Genomic DNA, 21332 nt, shown 5'->3' with positions numbered 1-21332 from the left:
AGATGGATTTGAAGAAATATGTAACAATTGTACCGGATTACCCGAAGGAAGGCGTACAATTTAAAGATATTACAACATTGATGGATAAAGGAGAAGTCTATCGCTACGCGACTGATCAAATTGTCACCTATGCGAAAGAAAAACAAATTGATCTTGTCGTCGGTCCTGAGGCGAGGGGCTTTATCATCGGCTGCCCGGTCGCGTACGCTCTCGGAGTAGGTTTTGCGCCCGTCCGCAAAGAAGGAAAACTGCCCCGTGAAGTGATCAAAGTCGACTACGGCCTGGAATATGGAAAAGATGTACTGACCATCCATAAAGATGCCATTAAACCGGGACAGCGCGTTTTAATCACGGACGACCTTCTCGCGACAGGGGGAACGATCGATGCAACGATCAAGCTTGTCGAAGAGCTCGGCGGCATTGTGGCAGGAATCGCATTTTTGATCGAGCTGACGTATCTTGAAGGAAGAAGCAAACTTGACGGATATGATATTTTAACCTTGATGCAATACTAAACAAATTTTATACTATAAAAAGCACTCATAAAAAGCGGGTGCTTTTTTCCTATTCCAAAAAATGTTGCACGCCGGTGTGTTCTTTTTTATTTCTTCTCTTTACATCTGTGACATTTTTCTTGATAATAATTACAATACAGTTTTTCAATTATAAAAAAGGTGATTCCATGGCGAACGAACAAGTATTAACTGCTGAGCAAGTCATCGAAAAGGCGAAATCTTACCTTTCCGATGAACATGTTGCTTTTATAAAAAAGGCTTATCAGTATGCGGAAGACGCACATCGCGAACAGTACCGCAAATCGGGTGAGCCGTACATTATCCATCCGATCCAGGTGGCGGGCATTCTGGTCGATTTGGAAATGGACCCTGCAACGATAGCGGGCGGATTTCTCCACGATGTCGTTGAAGATACGAGCGTTACGCTCGAAGATTTAAAAGAAGCGTTTAACGAAGAAGTCGCAATGCTCGTCGACGGCGTCACAAAGCTGGGGAAAATTAAATATAAATCACAGGAAGAACAGCAGGCGGAAAATCACCGGAAAATGTTTGTGGCTATGGCTCAGGATATCCGCGTTATTTTGATTAAGCTGGCTGACCGCCTTCACAACATGAGAACGCTGAAGCACCTGCCGCAGGAAAAACAACGGAGAATCTCGAATGAGACGCTGGAAATTTTTGCTCCGCTGGCGCATCGCCTTGGGATTTCAAAAATAAAATGGGAGCTTGAGGACACCGCTTTGCGGTATTTAAACCCGCAGCAGTACTATCGGATTGTCAATTTAATGAAGAAAAAGCGGGCCGAGAGAGAATTGTACGTCGAAGAAGTCGTAAACGAGGTAAAAAAACGCGTCGAAGAAGTCAACATTAAAGCGGAGTTCTCAGGCCGTCCAAAGCATATATATAGCATCTACAGAAAAATGGCCATGCAGAATAAGCAATTCAACGAAATCTATGACTTGCTCGCAGTGCGAATTTTGGTCAACAGCATCAAAGACTGCTACGCTGTTCTAGGCATTATTCATACGTGCTGGAAGCCGATGCCGGGACGGTTCAAGGATTACATCGCAATGCCGAAGCCGAACATGTATCAGTCGCTGCATACGACAGTCATCGGTCCGAAAGGCGATCCCCTCGAAGTGCAGATCAGGACGTTCGAAATGCACGAAATCGCCGAGTACGGAATTGCCGCGCACTGGGCGTATAAAGAAGGCAAGAGCGTCAATGATGATGCAAGCTTTGAGAAAAAATTGTCCTGGTTCCGCGAGATTTTGGAATTTCAAAACGAGTCAAGCGATGCCGAAGAGTTTATGGAATCACTTAAAATCGATTTGTTTTCCGATATGGTGTTCGTATTTACGCCGAAAGGCGACGTCATCGAGCTTCCGTCAGGCTCCGTGCCGATCGATTTTTCATACAGAATTCATTCGGAAATCGGCAATAAAACGATCGGTGCCAAGGTGAACGGCAAAATGGTCACGCTGGATTACAAGCTGCGTACCGGGGACATCGTTGAAATTTTGACGTCCAAGCATTCCTACGGTCCGAGCCAAGACTGGATCAACCTTGCCCAGACGTCCCAGGCGAAGCATAAGATCCGCCAGTTCTTCAAGAAGCAGCGCAGGGAAGAAAACGTTGAAAAAGGGCGGGAGCTCGTTGAAAAAGAGATTAAAAACCTCGATTTTGATGTAAAAGACGTGCTGACTCCCGAGAACCTGCAAAAAGTGGCCGATAAGTTTAACTTCTCTAATGAAGAGGATATGTATGCGGCTGTCGGCTATAACGGCATTACGGCAGCTCAGGTCGCCAACCGCCTGACGGAGAAAGAACGGAAAATGCGCGACCAGGAAGAGCAGGTGAAAACCGTTCAGGAAGTGACGGCTGAAACGAAGCCTTATCAAGGGAAAAAGCGCGAAGCCGGCGTTCGCGTAAAAGGCGTCGACAACCTTCTCATCCGCCTTTCCAAATGCTGCAATCCCGTTCCGGGCGATCCGATCGTCGGATTCATTACAAAGGGGCGGGGCGTGTCCGTGCATCGTGAAGACTGCCCGAATGTTTTGACAAATGAAGCGCTTGACCGGCTCATTCAGGTCGAGTGGGAGCATGAGCCGCAAACGCAGCGGAGAAAAGAATACAATGTCGAAATTGAAATTTTGGGTTATGATCGCCGCGGCTTGCTGAACGAAGTACTTCAAGCCGTCAATGAAACGAAAACGAATATTTCATCCGTCTCCGGAAAATCGGACCGCAACAAAGTGGCCACGATCCATATGGCCATTTTTATCCAAAATATCAACCATTTGCACAAAGTGGTCGAACGGATTAAGCAGATTAAGGATATTTATTCAGTGCGCCGGGTGATGAATTAGGGGGGGAATCGTCATGAAATTAGTTGTTCAGCGCGTCACAGATGCGAGCGTCACAGTCGGCGGCGAGATTGTCGGCAAGATCGGACTCGGATTGCTCGTGCTTGTCGGCGTGACTCACGATGATACGAGGGAGGATGCCGAATATTTAGCTGAAAAGCTCGTCAACCTCAGAATTTTTGAAGACGAAGCCGAAAAAATGAACCTTTCCCTGTTGGATGTAGGAGGTTCTGTTCTGTCGGTATCTCAATTTACATTGTACGGAGATACGAAAAAGGGGCGCCGGCCGAATTTTACAAAAGCGGCCAGACCGGATGCAGCTCGTAAGCTTTACGAGGAATGGAACACCCTTCTTCGGGAAAAAGGGGTGCCTGTCGAAACGGGCAGGTTCGGCGAGATGATGGATGTCAAGTTGACAAATTCCGGACCAGTAACCTTTATTATGGATTCAAAAGCGTAAAAAAGCCGCCTTATGGCGGCTTTTTTATGTCGAAATTTGCAGGAAAGAAGCTGTCCGTTCGCGAATTTCAGGCAGTAAATCTGTTCTAACAGGTTTTTTGATATAGGGAATTACATAGAACTATAACGAAAAAAGCAGGCGGAGCCGCCTGCTTTCTTAATTAAAATAATTTTCAAGACCGTTCCTGATTCCGTCCGTCACTCTTTCTCGATAACCGTTTGTGCTCACGATCGCTTCATCCTGGGGATGGCTTAAGTAGCCGAGCTCAAACAGAGCGGCAGGGCGGTTGTTTTCCCTTAGTACGAAATAATCCCCGAATAAGACGCCGCGGCTTGGCAGAGGCGACTGTTTTTCGATTTCGGACTGAACATCTGCGGCCAGCCCCTTGTCTTTAGACTGGCTGTAATAATAGGCCGTATTTCCCCTTACAGAGGCATTTGCAAAACTGTCGAAGTGAATGCTGATAAATGCGTCGGCATTGCGGTAATGAGAGGTCGCAACACGCGACTGCAGACTGACGAAAGAATCGTCATTGCGTGTCATGTAGACATTGACTCCGTCTGCCCTCAGCTTTGCTGCAAGAAGCTTCGCCGTTTTGATGGTCAGCCTTTTCTCGAGCGTTCCCCGCGTACCGATTGTCCCGCTGTCATGTCCGCCATGACCCGCATCAATGACAATCGTTTTGTTTTTGATCGAATCGCTTGAGCCGGACGGCTTTGATAAAGGAGGCTCTGTATCGCCTGAGTCTCCGGAAGATCCTGATTGATCAGACGTCTGAACGACCCAGTTTGCTATATATGCCGAATTTCCGTTCGGCAGGGCAATTTCATACCAGTCGCTCTTTTTCCCGGTAATGGGGTAAGCTTCGCCTTTTCTGGCGCGTTTAACGACAGATGATGAAGTTGACGGCTCGCTTCTGATATTCGTACCGTCGTACACGATGGTCGCATTCTCGCCTGAGCCTGAGCTGGATGCGCTGCCGGCGTTTTCGGAACCGGAATTCTTTCCATCGTCCGTCAAAATATAATGGCTTGCGACCCAGCCTTTTTGTCCGTTGAACTCGATTTCATACCACCCGTGCTGTTCATTCAAAATCGTCACTGCCGTATTTCGTTTCAGCGAGGCGATGATTCCAGCCTGATGGGAAGCCGAGCTTCTGACATTCAGGGACGAGACGCCGACAGTTCCTGATTTTTGAGAAGCGCCGCTTGAGGACGATTCATTTGCAGAAGTACCGCCGGAGACATAGTCGGAGTGAACCCAGCCCGTTACATTTTGATAGGAGATCTTGACCCAGCTTCCGTCCGTTTTTAGGAGAGCGGCCTTTTCCCCTTTAGGGAACGTTCCGCTGACTTCGTATGAAGTGCCGGGCCCTTTTCTGATTCTTAAGTCAGTAGCGGTGGATGTTACTTGTCCGCTTTTTGCTTCGGAGGATACAGATCCGCCTGATGCCTGTCCTTTTTTCTTAATGAGCCAAGAGACGACCCAGCCCTTTTGTCCGCCGGAAAGCCGGATTTGAATCCAGTCTCCTTTTTCCTCCAGAATCGGATATGTTTCATCCCGCTTGACGACGCTGACGATGTCATGGCTCAATCCGGGTCCGCTTCTGACGTTGATCTTATCAGTGGCGACCACGGCTTCTCCTATGGCCGCAGAAGCTGTATTGGATGATGTATATAAGGCCGCTTGAGCGATCAGGATCATCGAGAGGATCAAGATTGCACTCTTTCGCATAATAATTCTTCATCTCCTCCTTTCTTAGAAAACTTGAAAACAGTACTTCTTCCTTTATATCGTATATTCCTTGCTGTTTTTTTAATAAAATGAAAATGATTTGTTTATACTATAGAAAAAAGCGATCTAAAGGATGTTGCGAGATGAGGTATGATCATCGTATGGGAAAAGCGATTCATGAACAAGAAGCGAATTTGCATCTTAAGGATCATGTTGATCCTGAGCATATCGGTTATTTGGAAGAAACGGCAACAGAGCTCGGCCTGACGTCAAAAGAATCGATCAAGAATAAAAAGAACCGCATTTAGGGTTGACACACAATCGTAACACTCGTATTATAATATAAATTAGTGTACATATAAGTTAGAACTGAAGATGGAGAATAGTAGGTAAGAGTACGTGAAAAGAGAGGAACCGCCCTGGGCTGAAAGCGGTCTGCACGGTATCTTATCCGAATGAACACTCCGAAGGTTTCCCGCTGAAAGCTTATTTTCGGAGCAATTAGGCGGCGGACGTGAACCTGCGTTAAAGGAATGAAAGCGGGAACTGCCAGGCAGTTCCAACTAGGGTGGCACCACGGGTATAACTCTCGTCCCTACTATTGGTTTTATAGTAGGCTCGGGGGTTTTTTCTATTTTTCAGAAGAGAAAACAGGTATGAAAAAGAGGAGGCTTTACAAATGGCATTTAACATTCCAAGGGGAACACAGGACATCCTCCCCGGAGAATCAGAGCGCTGGCAATATGTCGAGAACATTGCGAGAGAGACTTGTCATGCATATCACTATAAAGAAATCAGGACGCCGATTTTTGAACATACAGAATTATTCTCACGGGGTGTAGGAGAATCGACGGATATCGTTCAAAAAGAGATGTATACATTCGCAGATAAAAAAGGGAGAAGCCTCACGCTTCGTCCTGAAGGTACGGCTTCTGCGGTACGCTCGTTTGTTGAAAATAAACTATTTGCGAATCCGACGCAGCCGACAAAGCTGTATTATATCGGACCGATGTTCCGCTATGAACGGCCTCAAACCGGGCGCTACCGTCAATTCTATCAATTCGGCGTCGAAGCGATCGGTTCGAGCGATCCGGCGATCGATGCGGAAGTCATTGCCCTGGCGATGAGCGTATACCGAAAAGCCGGTCTGCAAAATGTGAAGCTCGTCATTAACAGCCTTGGCGACAAAACGAGCCGCATTGCGCACAGGGAAGCGCTGATCCGCCACTTTGAGCCGCGCATTGATGAGTTTTGCGGAGACTGCCAAAAACGCCTCAAGCAAAACCCGCTCAGGATTTTGGATTGCAAAAAGGACAGAGAGCATGAGCTTTTGAAAACGGCTCCTTCGATTCTTGATTATTTAAATGACGAATCGAAAGCATACTTTGAAAAGGTTCAGCAATATTTAACAGATATCGGGATTTCGTTTGAAGTGGATCCGAACCTCGTCAGGGGGCTTGACTACTATAACCATACGGCTTTTGAAATCATGAGTGATGCAGAAGGCTTCGGCGCCATCACGACGCTCGCTGGAGGGGGCCGCTATGACGGCCTTACCGAGGAAATCGGCGGACCGAAAGCGCCGGGCATCGGCTTTGCGATGAGCATCGAGCGCCTGCTTGCCGCAATTGACGCCGAAAATGTGAAGCTTGCTGTCGATGAAGGACTCGACTGCTATATCGTGACGCTGGGGGAAAAGGCGAAGGACTATTCCGTATCCCTTCTCTACAAGCTGAGGGAGGAAGGAATCTCCGGCGACATCGATTACGAATTTAAAAAAATGAAAGGCCAGTTTAAAGCGGCCGACCGCCTCAACGCAAAATATATCGCGATTTTAGGCGAAGATGAACTCAAGGACAACAAAATCAATGTCAAAGATGCAAAAACGGGAGAACAACAGGAAATCAAACTTGACGAATTCATCCGTTTTATGAAAGCAAACACTGAAAGGTAAAGGAGAGGAACGCTTTGTTTGGACGAACGTATTATTGTGGCGAAATCACGGAGAAGGCGATTGGAGAAACCGTTGTACTAAAAGGATGGGTTCAAAAAAGACGCGATCTCGGAGGTCTGATTTTCATCGATTTAAGAGACCGATCCGGCATCGTTCAGGTTGTCTTTAATCCCGATCTTTCCGCAGATGCGCTCAAAACGGCGGAAACGATCCGCAGTGAATACGTGCTTGACATCACGGGCAAAGTCGTCGCACGCGAAGAAGCCACGGTCAATCCCAACCTGAAAACAGGCAAAATTGAAATCCAGGCTGAATCGGTCACCGTGCTGAGCGCGGCAAAAACGCCTCCTTTCGCGATCAGTGACCAGGCCTCCGAAGTGTCTGAAGACGTCAGATTGAAGCACAGGTATCTCGACTTGCGGCGGCCGGAGATGTACAACACGTTAAAAATGCGGCATAACGTTACGAAAGCCGTCCGCAGCTTCCTTGACGATAACGGCTTTATCGATATAGAAACACCGGTATTGACAAGAAAAACGCCTGAAGGAGCGCGCGATTATCTCGTACCGAGCCGCGTTCATGAAGGCGAATTTTACGCACTGCCGCAGTCCCCGCAGCTTTTCAAGCAGCTATTGATGGTGTCCGGTTTTGACCGCTACTATCAAATCGCTCGCTGCTTCAGGGATGAAGATTTGCGCGCCGACCGCCAGCCGGAGTTTACGCAGATCGATATCGAAATGTCGTTTATGAGCCAGGAAGACATCATGAAGCTTGCTGAAGAGATGATCGCCAGGGTGCTGCTGGAAACACGGGGCATTGAAATCCCGCTGCCGCTGCCGAGAATGTCTTATCAAGATGCGATGAACCTTTATGGTTCAGACAAACCTGATACACGGTTCGGCATGCTGTTGACCGATGTGTCAGAAACCGTAAAGGACTCTGATTTTAAAGTATTTGCGTCAGCCGTGGCAAATGGAGGCGCAGTCAAAGCAATAAACGTAAAAGGGGCAGCATCCAAATATTCGCGGAAAGACATCGATGCGCTCGGCGAATTCGCCGCAAACTACGGGGCGAAAGGACTGGCATGGCTGAAAGCCGAAGCGGACGGTTTAAAAGGGCCGATTGCGAAGTTCTTCCAGGATGAAAAAGGACAGGCGCTCGCTGAAGCGCTAAACGCGGCGGAAGGGGACCTCATCCTCTTTGTCGCAGACCGGCTGGAAGTCGCCAATGACGCTCTCGGCGCACTGCGCTTAAAGCTCGGAAAAGATTTGAAACTGATCGATGAAAGCTTGTTCAACTTTTTATGGGTTGTGGATTGGCCGCTTCTTGAGTATGACTCAGAAGAAGGACGCTTCTATGCGGCGCACCACCCGTTCACGATGCCTGTCCGGGAAGACCTGGAACTGGTCGACACGAATCCGGAAGACATGAAAGCTCAAGCCTATGACCTCGTCTTAAACGGCTATGAGCTGGGCGGCGGATCGATCCGTATTTTTGAAAAAGACGTTCAGGAGAAAATGTTTGCGCTTCTCGGTTTATCTGAGGAAGAGGCGAAAGAACAGTTCGGCTTCCTGCTTGAGGCGTTTGAATACGGGGCTCCCCCGCACGGCGGAATCGCGCTCGGCCTTGACCGGCTTGTGATGCTGCTCAGCGGCCGAACCAATTTGAGAGATACGATCGCCTTCCCGAAAACAGCAAGCGCAAGCTGTCTGTTGATGGAAGCTCCTAGCGAAGTTGACAGCGCCCAGCTCGATGAGCTGCACCTGTCAATCAACCGCAAAGTTCGACAGTAAATTGTAAAATATACGGCTGTTCATCCCATTGAAAATCAAGGGGACGTATGATATCATTTTTAACAAATAAAGTCCTGATGTGTTTGTTGTACACCTAGTTTTGACCGAACATTTCTTTACTTGGGAGTTCATTGTTTTCAAACGGAGTAAATGCCTCTTTTCACTCGAAACCGGAGGACTTGCAAAGTTTGGAACAGAACACCCACCTGCCGAGAGCGGGATCAAAACGAAGGAATGCGGCAACGGCACAATCGGGACTTTTTTGTAGTTTGAAAATTTTGGCCATACTTAGAAAAGTGTATGAGACAAAAGCAAAAATATGAATGAAAATTGAACAGACAGCTTGTTTAATGACCCGATTATGATAAGATACTATCGGTAACTGTATATAAAGATGGAGTGAGATTCTTGTTACATCAGTTTTCACGCAATGAATTAGCGATTGGCAAAGAAGGATTGAAAATTTTAAAAAACAGCACGGTTGCCGTTTTGGGAATCGGCGGCGTCGGTTCGTTCGCGGCAGAAGCGCTCGCCCGCTCCGGAGTCGGCAGAATCGTAATGGTCGATAAAGACGACGTTGACATCACAAACGTCAACCGTCAGCTTCCCGCGCTGCTTTCGACGGTCGGCCAGCCCAAGGTTGACTTGATGAAGGCAAGGATCGCCGATATCAACCCGGAATGCGATTGCATCGCCTTAAAGATGTTTTATACGGAAGAAACGTATGAGCAGTTTTTTGCCTATGAACCTGACTATGTGATCGACGCCTCGGATACGATTCATTATAAGATCCATTTAATGAAGGAGTGCCTCAAGCGGAACATCAAGATCATTTCAAGCATGGGCGCGGCCAATAAGACGGATCCGACGAGGTTTCAAGTCGCCGATATTTCAAAAACGCACACAGATCCGATTGCAAAAGTGATTCGGACGAGACTGCGCAAAGAAGGCATTACAAAAGGCATTAAAGTCGTCTTTTCCGATGAAAGCCCAATCGTGATCCGCGAAGACGTCCGCAAAGTCGTCGGAAATGATGAGGCGAAAATCCGCAAAGCGCAGATGCCGCCGTCATCAAACGCCTTTGTTCCGTCAGTCGCCGGCTTAATCATGGGCGGCCATGTGGTCATGGAGCTATTGAAAGATATTCCGATCAAAAGGGTGAAAGATAAATAATGCAAAAGGATAGCAAGGAAATGCCGCCGGCTATCCTTTTTGCCGTTTTGGAGGAAGTTCATGAGAAGATGGAGCAAAGATAAAAGGCGATTGGACGATTTGATATGCGAAAGTCTAAAAAATCGGGTGAACTTTCACGTTACGGCATATCGAAAAGCCCATGATTAAATGGGGAGGGCTTTCATTAATGTGGACGGGAAAGATATATTCAGCATGTGCACGCTTACAGCGATAAACAAAACGACCGAAATAGAGTCCCGATCCAATAGCGTAAGAAATGTTGATGATGTAACGGAAAACGAGCGGATTTATGACGAAGCCCTGCATCAGGCAAATGAAGACGGACATTTTTATCGATACCAATTTTTTGCTGCGCTTGACGAGTATTTCACAAACAGTATTAATCAAACATTGTCGTCTGAACAAGTTCTTGTCAGAATGCTCGGAATGATAGATAGAAGGACGGGCAGACGCCGGCTCTTAAAAATGGTACCGGTCATTGACCGCGAACACGAAATCGTCAAGTATTTTTACAAGCTCAGAACGGAAGCGGAACGAAAAATGGCCCGTCTCCCCGGATAAAGGGGGATGGGCCGTTTTTCATTTTGTCTTCATCAGCTTGTCATATACCTGTTTAAGCGCGAGTTCAAATTTTCCCGTCTGCTTCGGTTCGTAATACACTTTGTTTTTCAATGGATCAGGCAGGTATTGCTGCTTGACCCAGCCGTTTTCGTAGTCGTGCGGGTATTTGTAATCAACGCCCCTGCCAAGCTCGGCAGCCCCTTTATAATGGGCGTCTTTTAAGTGTTTCGGCACATCGCCGATTTTTCCTGACCGGACGTCTGCCAAAGCCTTGTCAACTGCGAGGATGGCCGAGTTTGATTTAGGCGACAGGCAAAGCTCGATTACGGCGTTTGCCAGAGGAATGCGCGCTTCGGGGAACCCGATCCGTTCCGCTGTTTGAATCGCTTGGAGCGTTCTCCCGCCGGCCTGCGGGTTTGCAAGTCCGATATCCTCATAAGCGATGACGAGAAGCCTCCGGGCAAGGCTTTCCAAATCACCGCCTTCCATCAGCCGCGCCAAATAATGGAGAGCAGCATTCACGTCAGATCCCCTGATCGATTTTTGAAAGGCGGAGATCACGTCATAATGAGCGTCACCGTCTTTGTCATGTGCGAAGCTTTTTTTCTGGAGGCATTCTTCCGCCGTTTCCGTCGTAATATGAATGATTCCTTCTTCATTTTCTTTTGTCGACAGAACGGCAAGCTCCACTGCATTTAGTGCCGAACGGACGTCTCCGCCGCAGCCTGCCGCGAAATGGTCGAGCGCTTTCTCGTCAATCTCAACCTGATATGAACCTAAGCCTCTGTGCTCGTCATGCAGAGCCCGTTCGATGGCTGTTTTGATTTGGTCCGGGCTCAAAGGGTGCAGCTCGAAAATTTGCGTTCTGCTTCTGATCGCCGGATTAATCGCATGATAAGGATTGGCCGTCGTCGCCCCGATCATGATGATCATTCCGTTTTCCAAATACGGCAGAAGGAAATCCTGTTTGCCTTTGTCGAGCCGGTGCACCTCGTCCAATATTAATATCACCTGACCGGACATTTTCGCTTCAGCGGCAACTGCTTCCATGTCCTTTTTGTTGTTGATCACCGCGTTCAGCTTCCGGAAGGCGATGCTTGTGCTCCCGGCAATGGCCGTTGCGATCGATGTTTTTCCGATGCCGGGCGGCCCGTACAGGATCATGGACGAAAGGTGCTTTGCCTGCACCATCCGCTGAATGATCTTGCCTTCTCCTACGAGATGATCTTGGCCGAGAACCTCTTCAATTTTTGTCGGACGCATTCGAAATGCTAATGGTTTCATGATCAATCTCTCCTGAATATATTCTTTTTATAGAGTAACGGAAAAAAGACGATTAGAAAAGAAATCAATATGGCAACACTGATTATATAGCGGAAAATGAAAGTTTATATAAAGTGTGCTATAATTACCTGTAATCTATCAGACGGACAAGCAAAATGCTTGCCGGCATATAGCGGCTTGTACACGCAGAAGAAATATCCGGACGGCCGACAGCAGGGCGGGGATATCTTTTTTTCGGCGGAAATCTCCGTAACGAAATGCGGTTTACGGCTTCCGCATCCTGTGAGAGGGCCCAGAGTACCTTCGTCCGGAGCGAAACTCGGCTAAAGACTTTCACGTCCTGTGAAACGGCCTGAGTAACTTCGTCCTGAAGGCATGATTTTGTTATAGGTTAGAGGTGTTTAATTTGAAAATATCAACTAAAGGCAGATACGGGCTGACGATTATGATTGAGCTTGCCAAGAAGCATGGCGAAGGCCCGACTTCTTTGAAAAGCATTGCCCAGACAAACGATTTATCCGAGCATTATTTGGAACAGCTTGTATCCCCGTTGCGGAATGCCGGGCTTGTCAAAAGCATCCGCGGCGCATACGGCGGCTATATTCTTGGCGATGACCCAGCTTCCATTACGGCGGGCGACATTATCCGCGTGCTGGAAGGCCCGATCAGCCCCGTTGAAGTGCTTGAAAACGAGGAGCCTGCCAAACGCGAGCTGTGGATCAAGATCCGCGACGCCGTCAAGGAAGTGCTTGACTCCACGACGCTCGAAGACTTGGCAAGCTATACGGAAGGCGATCAGGAAGCCTATATGTTTTACATTTAAGACTTGAGGTGTAATGAGGATGGAACGGATTTATTTAGATCATGCAGCAACTTCTCCGACCGATCCGCGCGTAGTAGAAAAAATGCTGCCTTATTTTACGGAAAACTTCGGCAATCCTTCAAGCATTCATTCCTTCGGCAGAGAAGGCCGGAAATGGATTGATGATGCAAGGGCGATGATCGCCGGGGAAATCGGAGCGCGTGAGAATGAAATCGTTTTTACGAGTGGCGGCACGGAAGCCGACAATATGGCGATTTTAGGAAGCGCGCAGGCGAATAAGGATAAAGGAAAGCACATCATCACGACCAAGATAGAGCATCACGCAGTACTGCATACATGCAACAGGCTGGAGGAAATGGGCTTTGATGTGACATACCTTGACGTTGACAAAAGCGGCCGGGTTTCCGCCCGGCAAGTCGAGGATGCGCTGCGCGATGATACCATCCTTGTCACGGTAATGTACGGAAATAATGAAGTGGGGACGCTTCAGCCGATTGACGAAATCGGAGCGCTTGTAAAAGACCATCAGGCATTGTTCCACACAGATGCCGTTCAGGCGTTCGGTTTCTTGCCGATCGATGTAAAAGGCAGCCATATCGACATGATGTCTGTTTCCGGGCACAAACTGAATGGACCGAAGGGGACAGGCTTTTTGTATGTCAATGAAAAAGCGAAGCTCACGCAGATTGTTTTCGGAGGCGAACAGGAACGCAAACGCCGGGCCGGAACGGAAAACGTGCCAGGGATCGTGGGGTTGAGCGAAGCCGTTATTCTCACAAAACAGGAAAGAGAAGAAAAAACGGCTCTTTACCGCCGCTTCAAAAACATCATCACCAAAACGCTTGAACGTGAAGGCGTCCAATTTGAAGTGAACGGAAGTCTTGAGGACAGTCTTCCCCATATTTTGAACTTGTACTTCCCGGGGGTTTCGGTCGAGGCGCTGCTCGTTAACTTGGATATGGCCGGCATCGCGGTATCGAGCGGATCGGCCTGCACCGCCGGATCGGTTCTTCCTTCCCATGTTCTCTCCGCGATGTTCGGCGAACATGCAGATCAGCTCACTTCATCAATACGGATCAGCTTCGGCTTTGGCAATACCGAAGAGCAAATAAAGCGCGCGGCAGAAGAGCTCGCAAAGGTTGTAGATCGTCTGGCGTGAGCTAAAGATTCGCATCGCGCTTGATAATGATGATATGATCTGTGAAGGATAAGTTAATGAATTGATTTATTGGAGTTGATGAAAATGACGAAGCGGCCTGAAGATACACGGGTAGTCGTCGGAATGTCCGGTGGCGTTGATTCTTCTGTCGCAGCCCTGCTTTTGAAAGAGCAAGGCTACGATGTCATCGGGATTTTTATGAAAAACTGGGATGACACCGATGAAAACGGGTTTTGCACCGCTACGGAAGATTATGAAGATGTCATTAAAGTCTGTAACCAAATCGGCATCCCGTATTATGCGGTTAATTTTGAAAAGCAATATTGGGAAAAGGTGTTCCAATATTTTCTTGATGAATATAAAGCGGGCAGAACGCCGAATCCCGATGTCATGTGCAATAAAGAAATTAAATTTAAAGCCTTTTTGGAGCACGCTTTGTCGCTTGGCGCAGACTATCTTGCCACAGGCCATTATGCGAGGGTCGACCGTACGGAAGGCAGGGTTAAAATGCTGAGGGGACTTGACGAAAATAAAGACCAGACGTATTTCCTGAACCAGCTGACAGAAGAACAGCTTGATAAAGTGCTGTTCCCGATCGGCGAGCTGCAAAAAAGCCGCGTCCGCGAAATCGCAAAAGAAGCGGGACTTGCGACGGCGGCGAAAAAAGACAGCACGGGCATCTGCTTTATCGGCGAACGGAATTTCAAAACATTCCTCAGCCAATATCTGCCGGCACAGCCGGGAGAGATGCGGACGATGGAAGGCGAAGTCAAAGGCAGCCACGACGGTTTGATGTATTACACGATCGGGCAAAGGCACGGCCTTGGCATCGGCGGAAGCGGAGAGCCGTGGTTTGTCGTCGGAAAAGATCTCGAAAAAAATATTTTGTATGTTGATCAAGGCTTTGACAACCCGCTCTTGTATTCAGACAAGATCACGGCGACAAACGTGAGCTTTGTGCACAGCGGCGCCTTCAGAGATGAGTCTGAACTTTCCTGCACGGCTAAGTTCCGCTATCGCCAAGCTGATCATGAGGTCACCGTCAAAATGACCGGAACCGATGAAGCGGAAGTCATTTTTAAAGAGCCTGTCCGCGCCGTGACGCCTGGACAAGCGGTCGTCTTTTACAGAGGCGAAGAATGCCTTGGCGGCGGAACGATCGATGATGTATACAAAGACGGGCAAAAGCTCTGGTATGTATAATAAACAAAGCCCCGGAATCCTGGGGCTTGACGGCTGTCGACTTTGTCGACGGCCTTTTTAAAATCGAGCACGAAAGGGAGAAGGCTTTTGGACTACAACCAAATCGGAATTGATGCCATGCAAAAGGGAGACTTTGAAAAAGCGGCCGAAGCATTTACAAAAGCAATCGATAAAAACAGCGGCGATGCCGTTCCGTACATCAACTTTGCAAACCTGCTGTCGGCACTCGGCGAATTGGACAGGGCGCTCGCCTTTTATGAAAGGGCGGTAAGCCTTGATGAAAAAGCCGGAGCGGCTTATTATGGAGCCGGAAATGTCTATGTCATGAAAGAGCGCTACCAAGAGGCAAAGGATATGTTTGAAAAAGCATACCGGACGGGCATGGAAAACAGCGACTTGTTTTATATGCTCGGAACCGTGCTCGTAAAACTTGAGCAGCCGAAGCTCGCTTTGCCGTATTTGCAGAGGGCGGCCGAATTGAATGAAGCGGATCACGAAGCCCGCTTTCAATACGGGCTGTGCCTTGCCAACGAAGGCCTGCTGGACGAAGCGATCGCCCAGTTTTCCACAGTAACGGAGCTCAATCCGGGGCATGCCGATGCTTATTATAATTTAGGCGTTGCATACGCCTATCAGGAAAACCGGGAAAAAGCGCTTGCGATGCTGAACAAAGCGATCGACATACAGCCTGACCATTTCTTGAGCATCCAGGCCAAGCAATTGCTCGAAGAAGCATGATGCCGAGAGCGCTGTAAAGGAGGGAGGAGCACAGTGAAACACCAAAATCCGGACCAAATGCGAATGGATGAGGCGTCCTTTCTGAAGGGAACGGTAACAACTGTCATCTATCACAACGAAACAAATCTCTATACCGTGCTGAAAGTAAAAGTCCAGGAAACATCTGAATCGTTTGATGAGAAAACCGTTTCCGTCACAGGTTATTTTCCGGCGATCTTTGAAGATGAAACGTATACGTTTTACGGAAAAACCGCCTCCCATCCGAAGTTCGGCCTCCAATTTCAGACGGATCATTTTAAAAAAGAAGTCCCCACGACAAAAGAGGGCGTCATTCAATATTTGTCGAGCGACTTGTTTGAAGGCATCGGCAAAAAAACGGCAGAAGAAATCGTCAATAAGCTCGGGGAAGGCGCGATCAACAAAATTCTGGGCGACGCTTCAGTGCTTTACGACGTCCCGAAGCTGTCAAAGAAAAAAGCGGATAAGCTTGCTGCCGCGCTTCAGCAGCACCAGGGGCTCGAGCAGATCATGATTTCGTTAAGCGAGTTCGGTTTTGGACCCCAGCTTTCGATGAAAATTTATCAGGCATATGAATCGGAAACGCTTGATAAAATCCGCGAAAATCCGTACCAGCTCGTGAAGGACGTCGAAGGGATCGGCTTTGTGAAAGCGGATGAACTGGGCGGCCGAATGGGGATTTCGGGCAGGCATCCAGAACGGGTCAAAGCGGCGATTTTATTTACGATCGAAGCGGCATGCCTGCAGGAAGGGCATACTTACATCGAGACAAAACAGCTCATCATCGAGACGCAAAAGCTGCTGAACCAGTCGCCAGGCGAAGAAAAGGTGACCGAAATGGATGTGGCGGATTCGATCATTTCGCTCGGCGAACAAAAGGAATTGTTCATAGAAGATGACAGGTGCTACTATCCTTCGCTTTACTATGCTGAACAAAGCTTTGCCAAAAGGGTGCTGACGATCGCGGAACAAACCGAATATGACGATCAGTTCCCCGAATCGGAATTTTTGCTTGCTTTAGGGGAGCTTGAGGAACGGATGCAGGTTCAGTACGCGCCAAGCCAAAAAGAAGCGATTCAAAAAGCGCTGATGTCTCCGATGCTCCTTTTAACCGGAGGACCGGGGACTGGGAAAACGACGGTCATCAGGGGAATTGTCGAATTGTACAGCGAGCTTCACGGTTTGAGCTTGAATCCGGCTGATTATAAAAAAGACGAGGCGTTTCCGTTTGTCCTGGCTGCGCCGACAGGCAGAGCGGCCAAACGGATGAGCGAGTCGACGGGGCTTCCGGCCGTGACGATTCACAGGCTCCTCGGCTGGAACGGTTCTGAAGGGTTTACACATGACGAGGACAACCCGATCGAAGGCCGGCTGGTGATTATCGACGAGACGAGCATGCTCGATATATGGCTTGCCAATCAATTGTTCAAAGCGATACCCAACCGGATACAGGTCATCATGGTCGGAGACGAAGATCAGCTTCCGTCCGTCGGACCGGGACAGGTGCTCAGGGATCTTTTAGCCTCGAACGTCATTCCTTCCGTCAGATTAACCGATATCTACCGGCAGGCTGAAGGTTCATCAATCGTGGAACTTGCGCATGATATGAAAAAGGGCCGGCTGCCGCAAAATTTGACAGCGCCGACAAAGGACCGGTCATTTATCAGGTGCCGTCAGCAGCAAATGAAAGAGGTCGTGGAAAAAGTCGTCCAAAACGCATTGCAAAAAGGGTATTCCGCACGGGACATCCAAGTGCTCGCTCCGATGTACAGAGGACCGGCGGGAATCAATGAATTAAACGCGCTTTTGCAAAACATCCTCAATCCGCCGAAGCAAAAAGGCAGGGAATTGAAGTACGGGGATGTCGTCTACAGGACGGGAGATAAAGTTCTTCAGCTCGTCAACCAGCCGGAGCACAATGTGTTTAACGGAGATATGGGAGAAATCGTCTCCATCTTTTATGCGAAGGAAAATACGGAAAAAGAAGACATGGCCGTCGTCTCTTTCGACGGCAACGAGATCACATTCACCAAAAAGGATTTTAATCAGTTTACGCATGCTTACTGCTGTTCGATTCATAAATCGCAGGGCAGCGAATTTCCGATCGTCATCCTTCCCGTCGTCAAAAGCTATTACCGGATGCTGAGAAGAAATCTGCTTTATACGGCAATTACAAGAAGCAAAAAATTTCTCATTTTGTGCGGCGAAGAGGAAGCGCTCGAATGGGGCATCAAAAACAAAGATTCCTCTGAAAGGCAGACTTCGCTCAAGAGAAGGCTTCAGCAGGCAGCGCATGAAGAAGACGAAGAGCTCGCCGCGCTCCAAAAGGAGCTGCCGTTTAGCATATATGACGCCAATATCGGCATGGAGGGCATTACACCGTTTGACTTTATGGAAAAAGAGGCGGAATAAAGCTTTTTCATGGAATCCATTTCATCGTATGAGTCCCGTTCCAACGGCAGAACCTAAGACTGTTCTGAAAAAGGTGGTTGATCACACTTTGAGAACATGCAATGAGCTGGAAGGGCTCAATGTCTACGACAGGCAGTCGTCTCTTTTGCTTGGAGCGGTGACAGATATTTGTTTTTCCCAGGAAGGGACATGCCTCGGATTTGTCATGGAAGAGAAGCGGCGCTTTTACAACCATCGCTCGCTCCTTCCGCTTCCCTCCGTCACTGAGATTAATCGTGACGGGATATTCGTTGATTTCACCGTATTTAAGCCGATGCAAATCCCAAAGCAGAGCATTTCCTATGACCAGCTTAAACAAAAAATGGTCAAAAACGGGAGCGGCGATACGCTGGGAATACTGGAAGATGTATACTTTTCTTCCGACTCGGGCATAATCGTATCATACGAACTTTCAGACGGTTTTTTTGCCGACTTGTCAGGCGACAAAAAGCACATCCAGCCATCAGGCGAACCGCTTCAAGTAGGCAGAAGCACAATCGTCCTGAATTAAATAAGAGGTGTGTATACGAATGCTGATCTGCCCGAACTGCAAAGGCAAAGACATCGGAAAAATCGGTGTGAATCAATACTATTGCTGGGGATGCTTCATAGAGCTGACCCTTTCGAAAGGAAAAATTTCAACCCATCAGGTGGAAGAAGACGGAACATTGAGCAGTCTTGACGATCTGTTTACGGATGACGAACGTACGATTAACCTTTGAATGGAGGTTAGAATGTTGAATCGGACAATGACTTCTCTCATTTCGTTAGGTGCCGGGGCGTTGATGTATTACATGGCGTCTCAAAGCGACATGATGAATAAACGGAACATGAGAAAGCTTAGAAGGCGCGTTATGAGAATGTTTTAAAGAGAGGGGTACCCGTTCTTCGGGTATCCTCTCTTACGTTTCCCTTGCTTCCAAACGTCTCGCTGCAAGCGAAAGACAGTAATTCACCGTAAAATACATCAGGGCAACCAACAGGAAGATAGGGATGAGATAGTTGCCTTTTTGTCCGTTGATCACCTGTGCATTATGGGTCAGTTCCGGCAGGGCGATCACCACGGCCAGCGATGTATCCTTCAAAAGCGAGATGAATTGGCTGACGATCGGCGGGACCATTCTTCTGAGCGCCTGCGGCATGATGATCGACATTAATGTCTGAATATACGTCAAGCCGGAAGAACGGGCCGCTTCAATCTGGCCTTTATCGATCGATTGCAATCCGCTTCTGATGATTTCTGAAAGCATCGCCGACTCAAACACGGTTAATGCTGCAATCGCTGAAGCTGTGATGCCCAGTTTGATGCCGACTTCAGGCAAAGCAAAATAAGTAAAGAAGATAATTAACAACAGCGGCAGATTTCGAATCGTCTCCACGACAACGGCCAGCATGGTTGAGACGACGGGAATATTTGCAAAACGCAGCGTCCCGATGACGCCGCCGATGATAAAGCTGAGAATAATGGAAATAAACGCAACCTTCAACGTGACATAAAAACCGTTTAACAAAAATAAAAGATGGTCTGGTGTATAAGCGCCGGAAAAATCCATAACATGTCACCCTCCTGCCTGTTAATTGCTTTTGGCCAGCTTTTTTTCCAATTGTCCGACTCCAATGCTGAGCGGTATCGTTAACAGCAGATAGAACAGCCCCACAAAAATATAGACGTCAAAGGTGACCAGGGTGCTGGAAGAAATCAGATCCCCTTGATACATTAAATCCATTCCTGCGACAACGCCGAGAATAGAAGAATTTTTGACTAAATTAATAAACTGATTTCCCAGCGGAGGAATCACGATTTTAATCGCCTGCGGCAATATAATGTATCTCATCGTTTGGTTGTAGGTTAAACCGGACGACCTTGCCGCTTCCATTTGTCCTTTTGGCACCGATTGGATTCCGGCGCGTATCGCTTCGGCGATAAATGCCGCCGTATAAATCGTTAACGCGATCGTTCCGGCGGTAAAGCCGTCTATGACCATTCCGCTAGACGGAAGGCCATAGAAGAAAACGAACGTAATCAATAAAAGCGGGATATTGCGGACGAATTCAACATAGGCGGTACCCAGCCAATGTAAAGGTTTCAGCGGCGCAATTCTCATGACGGCAATGATTGTCCCCAGCAAAAAGCTGCAGATTAAACCGATGACGCTTGCTAAAATGGTCGTTTTAAAGCCTTCCAAATACATTTCCCAATTTTCGGTGAGTATCGAGAAGTTCAATACGCTTCACACTCCTTTAACGAAAGCCGGCTATTGTCGTCATCCTTCCTTGATCCATTTTTTGTAGACCTTGTCGTATTCGCCGCTTGATTTCAGCTCTTTTAACGCTTTGTTGATTTCCTTTACCAGCTCTTTTTGTCCTTTTTTCACGGCAATTCCGTACGGCTCTTCGGTAAACGTACCGCCGACTAAGTGGAAGGAAGAATCCTCATCAGCCATTCCGTACAGGATCGCATTATCTGTCGTTAAAGCGTCGCCCTGTCCTGATTTTAAAGCGGTAAAGGCTTCTGCGTAATTTTCGAATTCAAGAACGGAGGCTTCAGGAGCTTCTTTGCGGATGTTTTGTGACGATGTCGACCCTTTTACCGCCAAAACTTTTGTTCCTTTGCCAAGGTCGGCCGTGCTTTTGATCGGGCTGTCTTTTTTGACGAGGAGCGACTGGCCTGCTTCAAAGTACACATCTGAGAAATCGACTTCTTTTTTGCGTTCTTCCGTAATGGTCATGGTGGCGATAATGGCGTCAATTTCGTTATTTTGCAGCATAGGAATCCTTGTTTTGGATGTGACTTCTTTAAACTCGGCTTTGTTTTCGTCGCCGAGAATTTGTTTGGCAAGCTGTTTGGCGATATCGATATCAAAGCCTTCGATTTCGCCTGACTTCGGATCTTTCAAGCCGAACAGCCGCGTGTCATTTTTCACACCGAATACGATTTTGTCCCGCTTTTTAATCGTTTCAAACGTATTCGTATTCCCGCTGTCAGATCCTCCGGTTTCCTTTCCTCCGCAGGCGGCAAGAAGCATGATCGCTAAGAGAGCAGTAAATCCGAATGCCGGGATTTTTTTTATAAGTGACA

The 21332-nt window shown here is 48.0% G+C and carries 20 protein-coding genes, 1 other RNA gene, 1 pseudogene and 1 other annotated feature; of the genes and pseudogenes, 17 read left to right on the top strand and 5 right to left on the bottom strand.

What is annotated here, in order from left to right; genetic code table 11:
* Nucleotides 1-2 precede the first annotated feature (2 nt).
* The 3 genes from NSQ39_RS12965 (at nt 3) to dtd (ending at nt 3341) form a co-directional block, all read left to right on the top strand.
* On the top strand, nt 3-515 hold the full coding sequence (locus tag NSQ39_RS12965) for an adenine phosphoribosyltransferase (RefSeq protein WP_046132106.1): 513 nt from the start codon (nt 3-5) through the stop codon (nt 513-515).
* A 167-nt stretch (nt 516-682) separates the two neighbouring features.
* Nucleotides 683-2884 (top strand): RelA/SpoT family protein, encoded by a 2202-nt coding sequence (locus NSQ39_RS12960; protein ID WP_175075642.1) that lies wholly within the window; start codon nt 683-685, stop codon nt 2882-2884.
* Nucleotides 2885-2897: 13 nt separating this feature from the next.
* The gene (gene dtd / locus NSQ39_RS12955; RefSeq protein ID WP_046132108.1) at nt 2898-3341 is read left to right on the top strand and encodes a D-aminoacyl-tRNA deacylase; all 444 of its coding nucleotides are present in this window, start codon (nt 2898-2900) and stop codon (nt 3339-3341) included.
* A 156-nt stretch (nt 3342-3497) separates the two neighbouring features.
* On the opposite strand, the gene NSQ39_RS12950 is transcribed toward dtd, so the two are convergent.
* Entirely contained in the window at nt 3498-5075 is a 1578-nt protein-coding gene (locus NSQ39_RS12950; protein ID WP_175075641.1) for an SH3 domain-containing protein, read from the bottom strand.
* Nucleotides 5076-5218: 143 nt separating this feature from the next.
* Between NSQ39_RS12950 and NSQ39_RS12945 the strand changes: the two genes are divergently transcribed.
* The 6 genes and pseudogenes from NSQ39_RS12945 (at nt 5219) to NSQ39_RS12920 (ending at nt 10577) form a co-directional block, all read left to right on the top strand.
* Nucleotides 5219-5383 (top strand): YrzK family protein, encoded by a 165-nt coding sequence (locus NSQ39_RS12945; protein ID WP_096891867.1) that lies wholly within the window; start codon nt 5219-5221, stop codon nt 5381-5383.
* Nucleotides 5384-5438: 55 nt separating this feature from the next.
* Nucleotides 5439-5675: a binding site (T-box leader), on the top strand.
* Nucleotides 5676-5754: 79 nt separating this feature from the next.
* A complete protein-coding gene (hisS, locus tag NSQ39_RS12940; protein WP_175075640.1) occupies nt 5755-7029 on the top strand; it encodes a histidine--tRNA ligase in 1275 nt (424 codons plus the stop codon).
* Between the two features lie 14 nt (nt 7030-7043).
* Entirely contained in the window at nt 7044-8822 is a 1779-nt protein-coding gene (gene aspS / locus NSQ39_RS12935) for an aspartate--tRNA ligase (RefSeq protein WP_175075639.1), read from the top strand.
* Between the two features lie 68 nt (nt 8823-8890).
* A non-coding RNA gene (ssrS, locus tag NSQ39_RS12930) (6S RNA) lies at nt 8891-9084 on the top strand.
* A 146-nt stretch (nt 9085-9230) separates the two neighbouring features.
* On the top strand, nt 9231-9995 hold the full coding sequence (locus NSQ39_RS12925) for a tRNA threonylcarbamoyladenosine dehydratase (protein ID WP_046132112.1): 765 nt from the start codon (nt 9231-9233) through the stop codon (nt 9993-9995).
* A 60-nt stretch (nt 9996-10055) separates the two neighbouring features.
* A pseudogene (locus tag NSQ39_RS12920) lies at nt 10056-10577 on the top strand (SF0329 family protein).
* An 18-nt stretch (nt 10578-10595) separates the two neighbouring features.
* On the opposite strand, the gene NSQ39_RS12915 reads toward NSQ39_RS12920, so the two are convergent.
* Nucleotides 10596-11861 (bottom strand): replication-associated recombination protein A, encoded by a 1266-nt coding sequence (locus NSQ39_RS12915; protein ID WP_046132113.1) that lies wholly within the window; start codon nt 11859-11861, stop codon nt 10596-10598.
* 406 nt (nt 11862-12267) lie between these two features.
* Between NSQ39_RS12915 and cymR the strand changes: the two genes are divergently transcribed.
* The 8 genes from cymR (at nt 12268) to NSQ39_RS12875 (ending at nt 19122) form a co-directional block, all read left to right on the top strand.
* A complete protein-coding gene (gene cymR / locus NSQ39_RS12910) occupies nt 12268-12684 on the top strand; it encodes a cysteine metabolism transcriptional regulator CymR (protein ID WP_046132114.1) in 417 nt (138 codons plus the stop codon).
* Between the two features lie 19 nt (nt 12685-12703).
* Nucleotides 12704-13843, top strand: coding sequence for a cysteine desulfurase family protein (locus NSQ39_RS12905; RefSeq protein ID WP_175075638.1), 1140 nt, complete (start codon nt 12704-12706; stop codon nt 13841-13843).
* Between the two features lie 84 nt (nt 13844-13927).
* Entirely contained in the window at nt 13928-15046 is a 1119-nt protein-coding gene (mnmA, locus tag NSQ39_RS12900) for a tRNA 2-thiouridine(34) synthase MnmA (protein WP_175075637.1), read from the top strand.
* A gap of 117 nt (nt 15047-15163) precedes the next feature.
* Nucleotides 15164-15784, top strand: coding sequence for a tetratricopeptide repeat protein (locus tag NSQ39_RS12895; RefSeq protein ID WP_373688020.1), 621 nt, complete (start codon nt 15164-15166; stop codon nt 15782-15784).
* A gap of 57 nt (nt 15785-15841) precedes the next feature.
* On the top strand, nt 15842-18214 hold the full coding sequence (gene recD2, locus NSQ39_RS12890) for an SF1B family DNA helicase RecD2 (RefSeq protein ID WP_175075741.1): 2373 nt from the start codon (nt 15842-15844) through the stop codon (nt 18212-18214).
* Nucleotides 18215-18302: 88 nt separating this feature from the next.
* Nucleotides 18303-18764: a PRC-barrel domain-containing protein gene (locus NSQ39_RS12885; RefSeq protein ID WP_046132118.1), complete on the top strand. Its 462-nt coding sequence runs from the start codon at nt 18303-18305 to the stop codon at nt 18762-18764.
* Between the two features lie 19 nt (nt 18765-18783).
* Nucleotides 18784-18975: a hypothetical protein gene (locus NSQ39_RS12880; RefSeq protein WP_046132119.1), complete on the top strand. Its 192-nt coding sequence runs from the start codon at nt 18784-18786 to the stop codon at nt 18973-18975.
* 15 nt (nt 18976-18990) lie between these two features.
* Complete coding sequence (locus NSQ39_RS12875; RefSeq protein ID WP_065894754.1) at nt 18991-19122, top strand: YrzQ family protein; 132 nt, start codon at nt 18991-18993, stop codon at nt 19120-19122.
* A gap of 33 nt (nt 19123-19155) precedes the next feature.
* Here the strand turns inward: NSQ39_RS12875 and NSQ39_RS12870 are convergent, their stop codons facing one another.
* From NSQ39_RS12870 to NSQ39_RS12860, 3 genes are read right to left on the bottom strand one after another with little or no spacing between them, the layout of a single operon-like run.
* Nucleotides 19156-19806 (bottom strand): amino acid ABC transporter permease, encoded by a 651-nt coding sequence (locus tag NSQ39_RS12870; RefSeq protein WP_175075635.1) that lies wholly within the window; start codon nt 19804-19806, stop codon nt 19156-19158.
* A 21-nt stretch (nt 19807-19827) separates the two neighbouring features.
* The gene (locus tag NSQ39_RS12865; protein WP_046132121.1) at nt 19828-20478 is read right to left on the bottom strand and encodes an amino acid ABC transporter permease; all 651 of its coding nucleotides are present in this window, start codon (nt 20476-20478) and stop codon (nt 19828-19830) included.
* A gap of 39 nt (nt 20479-20517) precedes the next feature.
* Nucleotides 20518-21324, bottom strand: coding sequence for a transporter substrate-binding domain-containing protein (locus NSQ39_RS12860; protein ID WP_099047115.1), 807 nt, complete (start codon nt 21322-21324; stop codon nt 20518-20520).
* Nucleotides 21325-21332: the final 8 nt, after the last annotated feature.

It is taken from the genome of Bacillus sp. FSL W8-0848, assembly GCF_038007805.1.
Lineage (GTDB): Bacteria > Bacillota > Bacilli > Bacillales > Bacillaceae > Bacillus > Bacillus glycinifermentans.
This window is presented reverse-complemented; position numbering and strand designations above follow the sequence as displayed.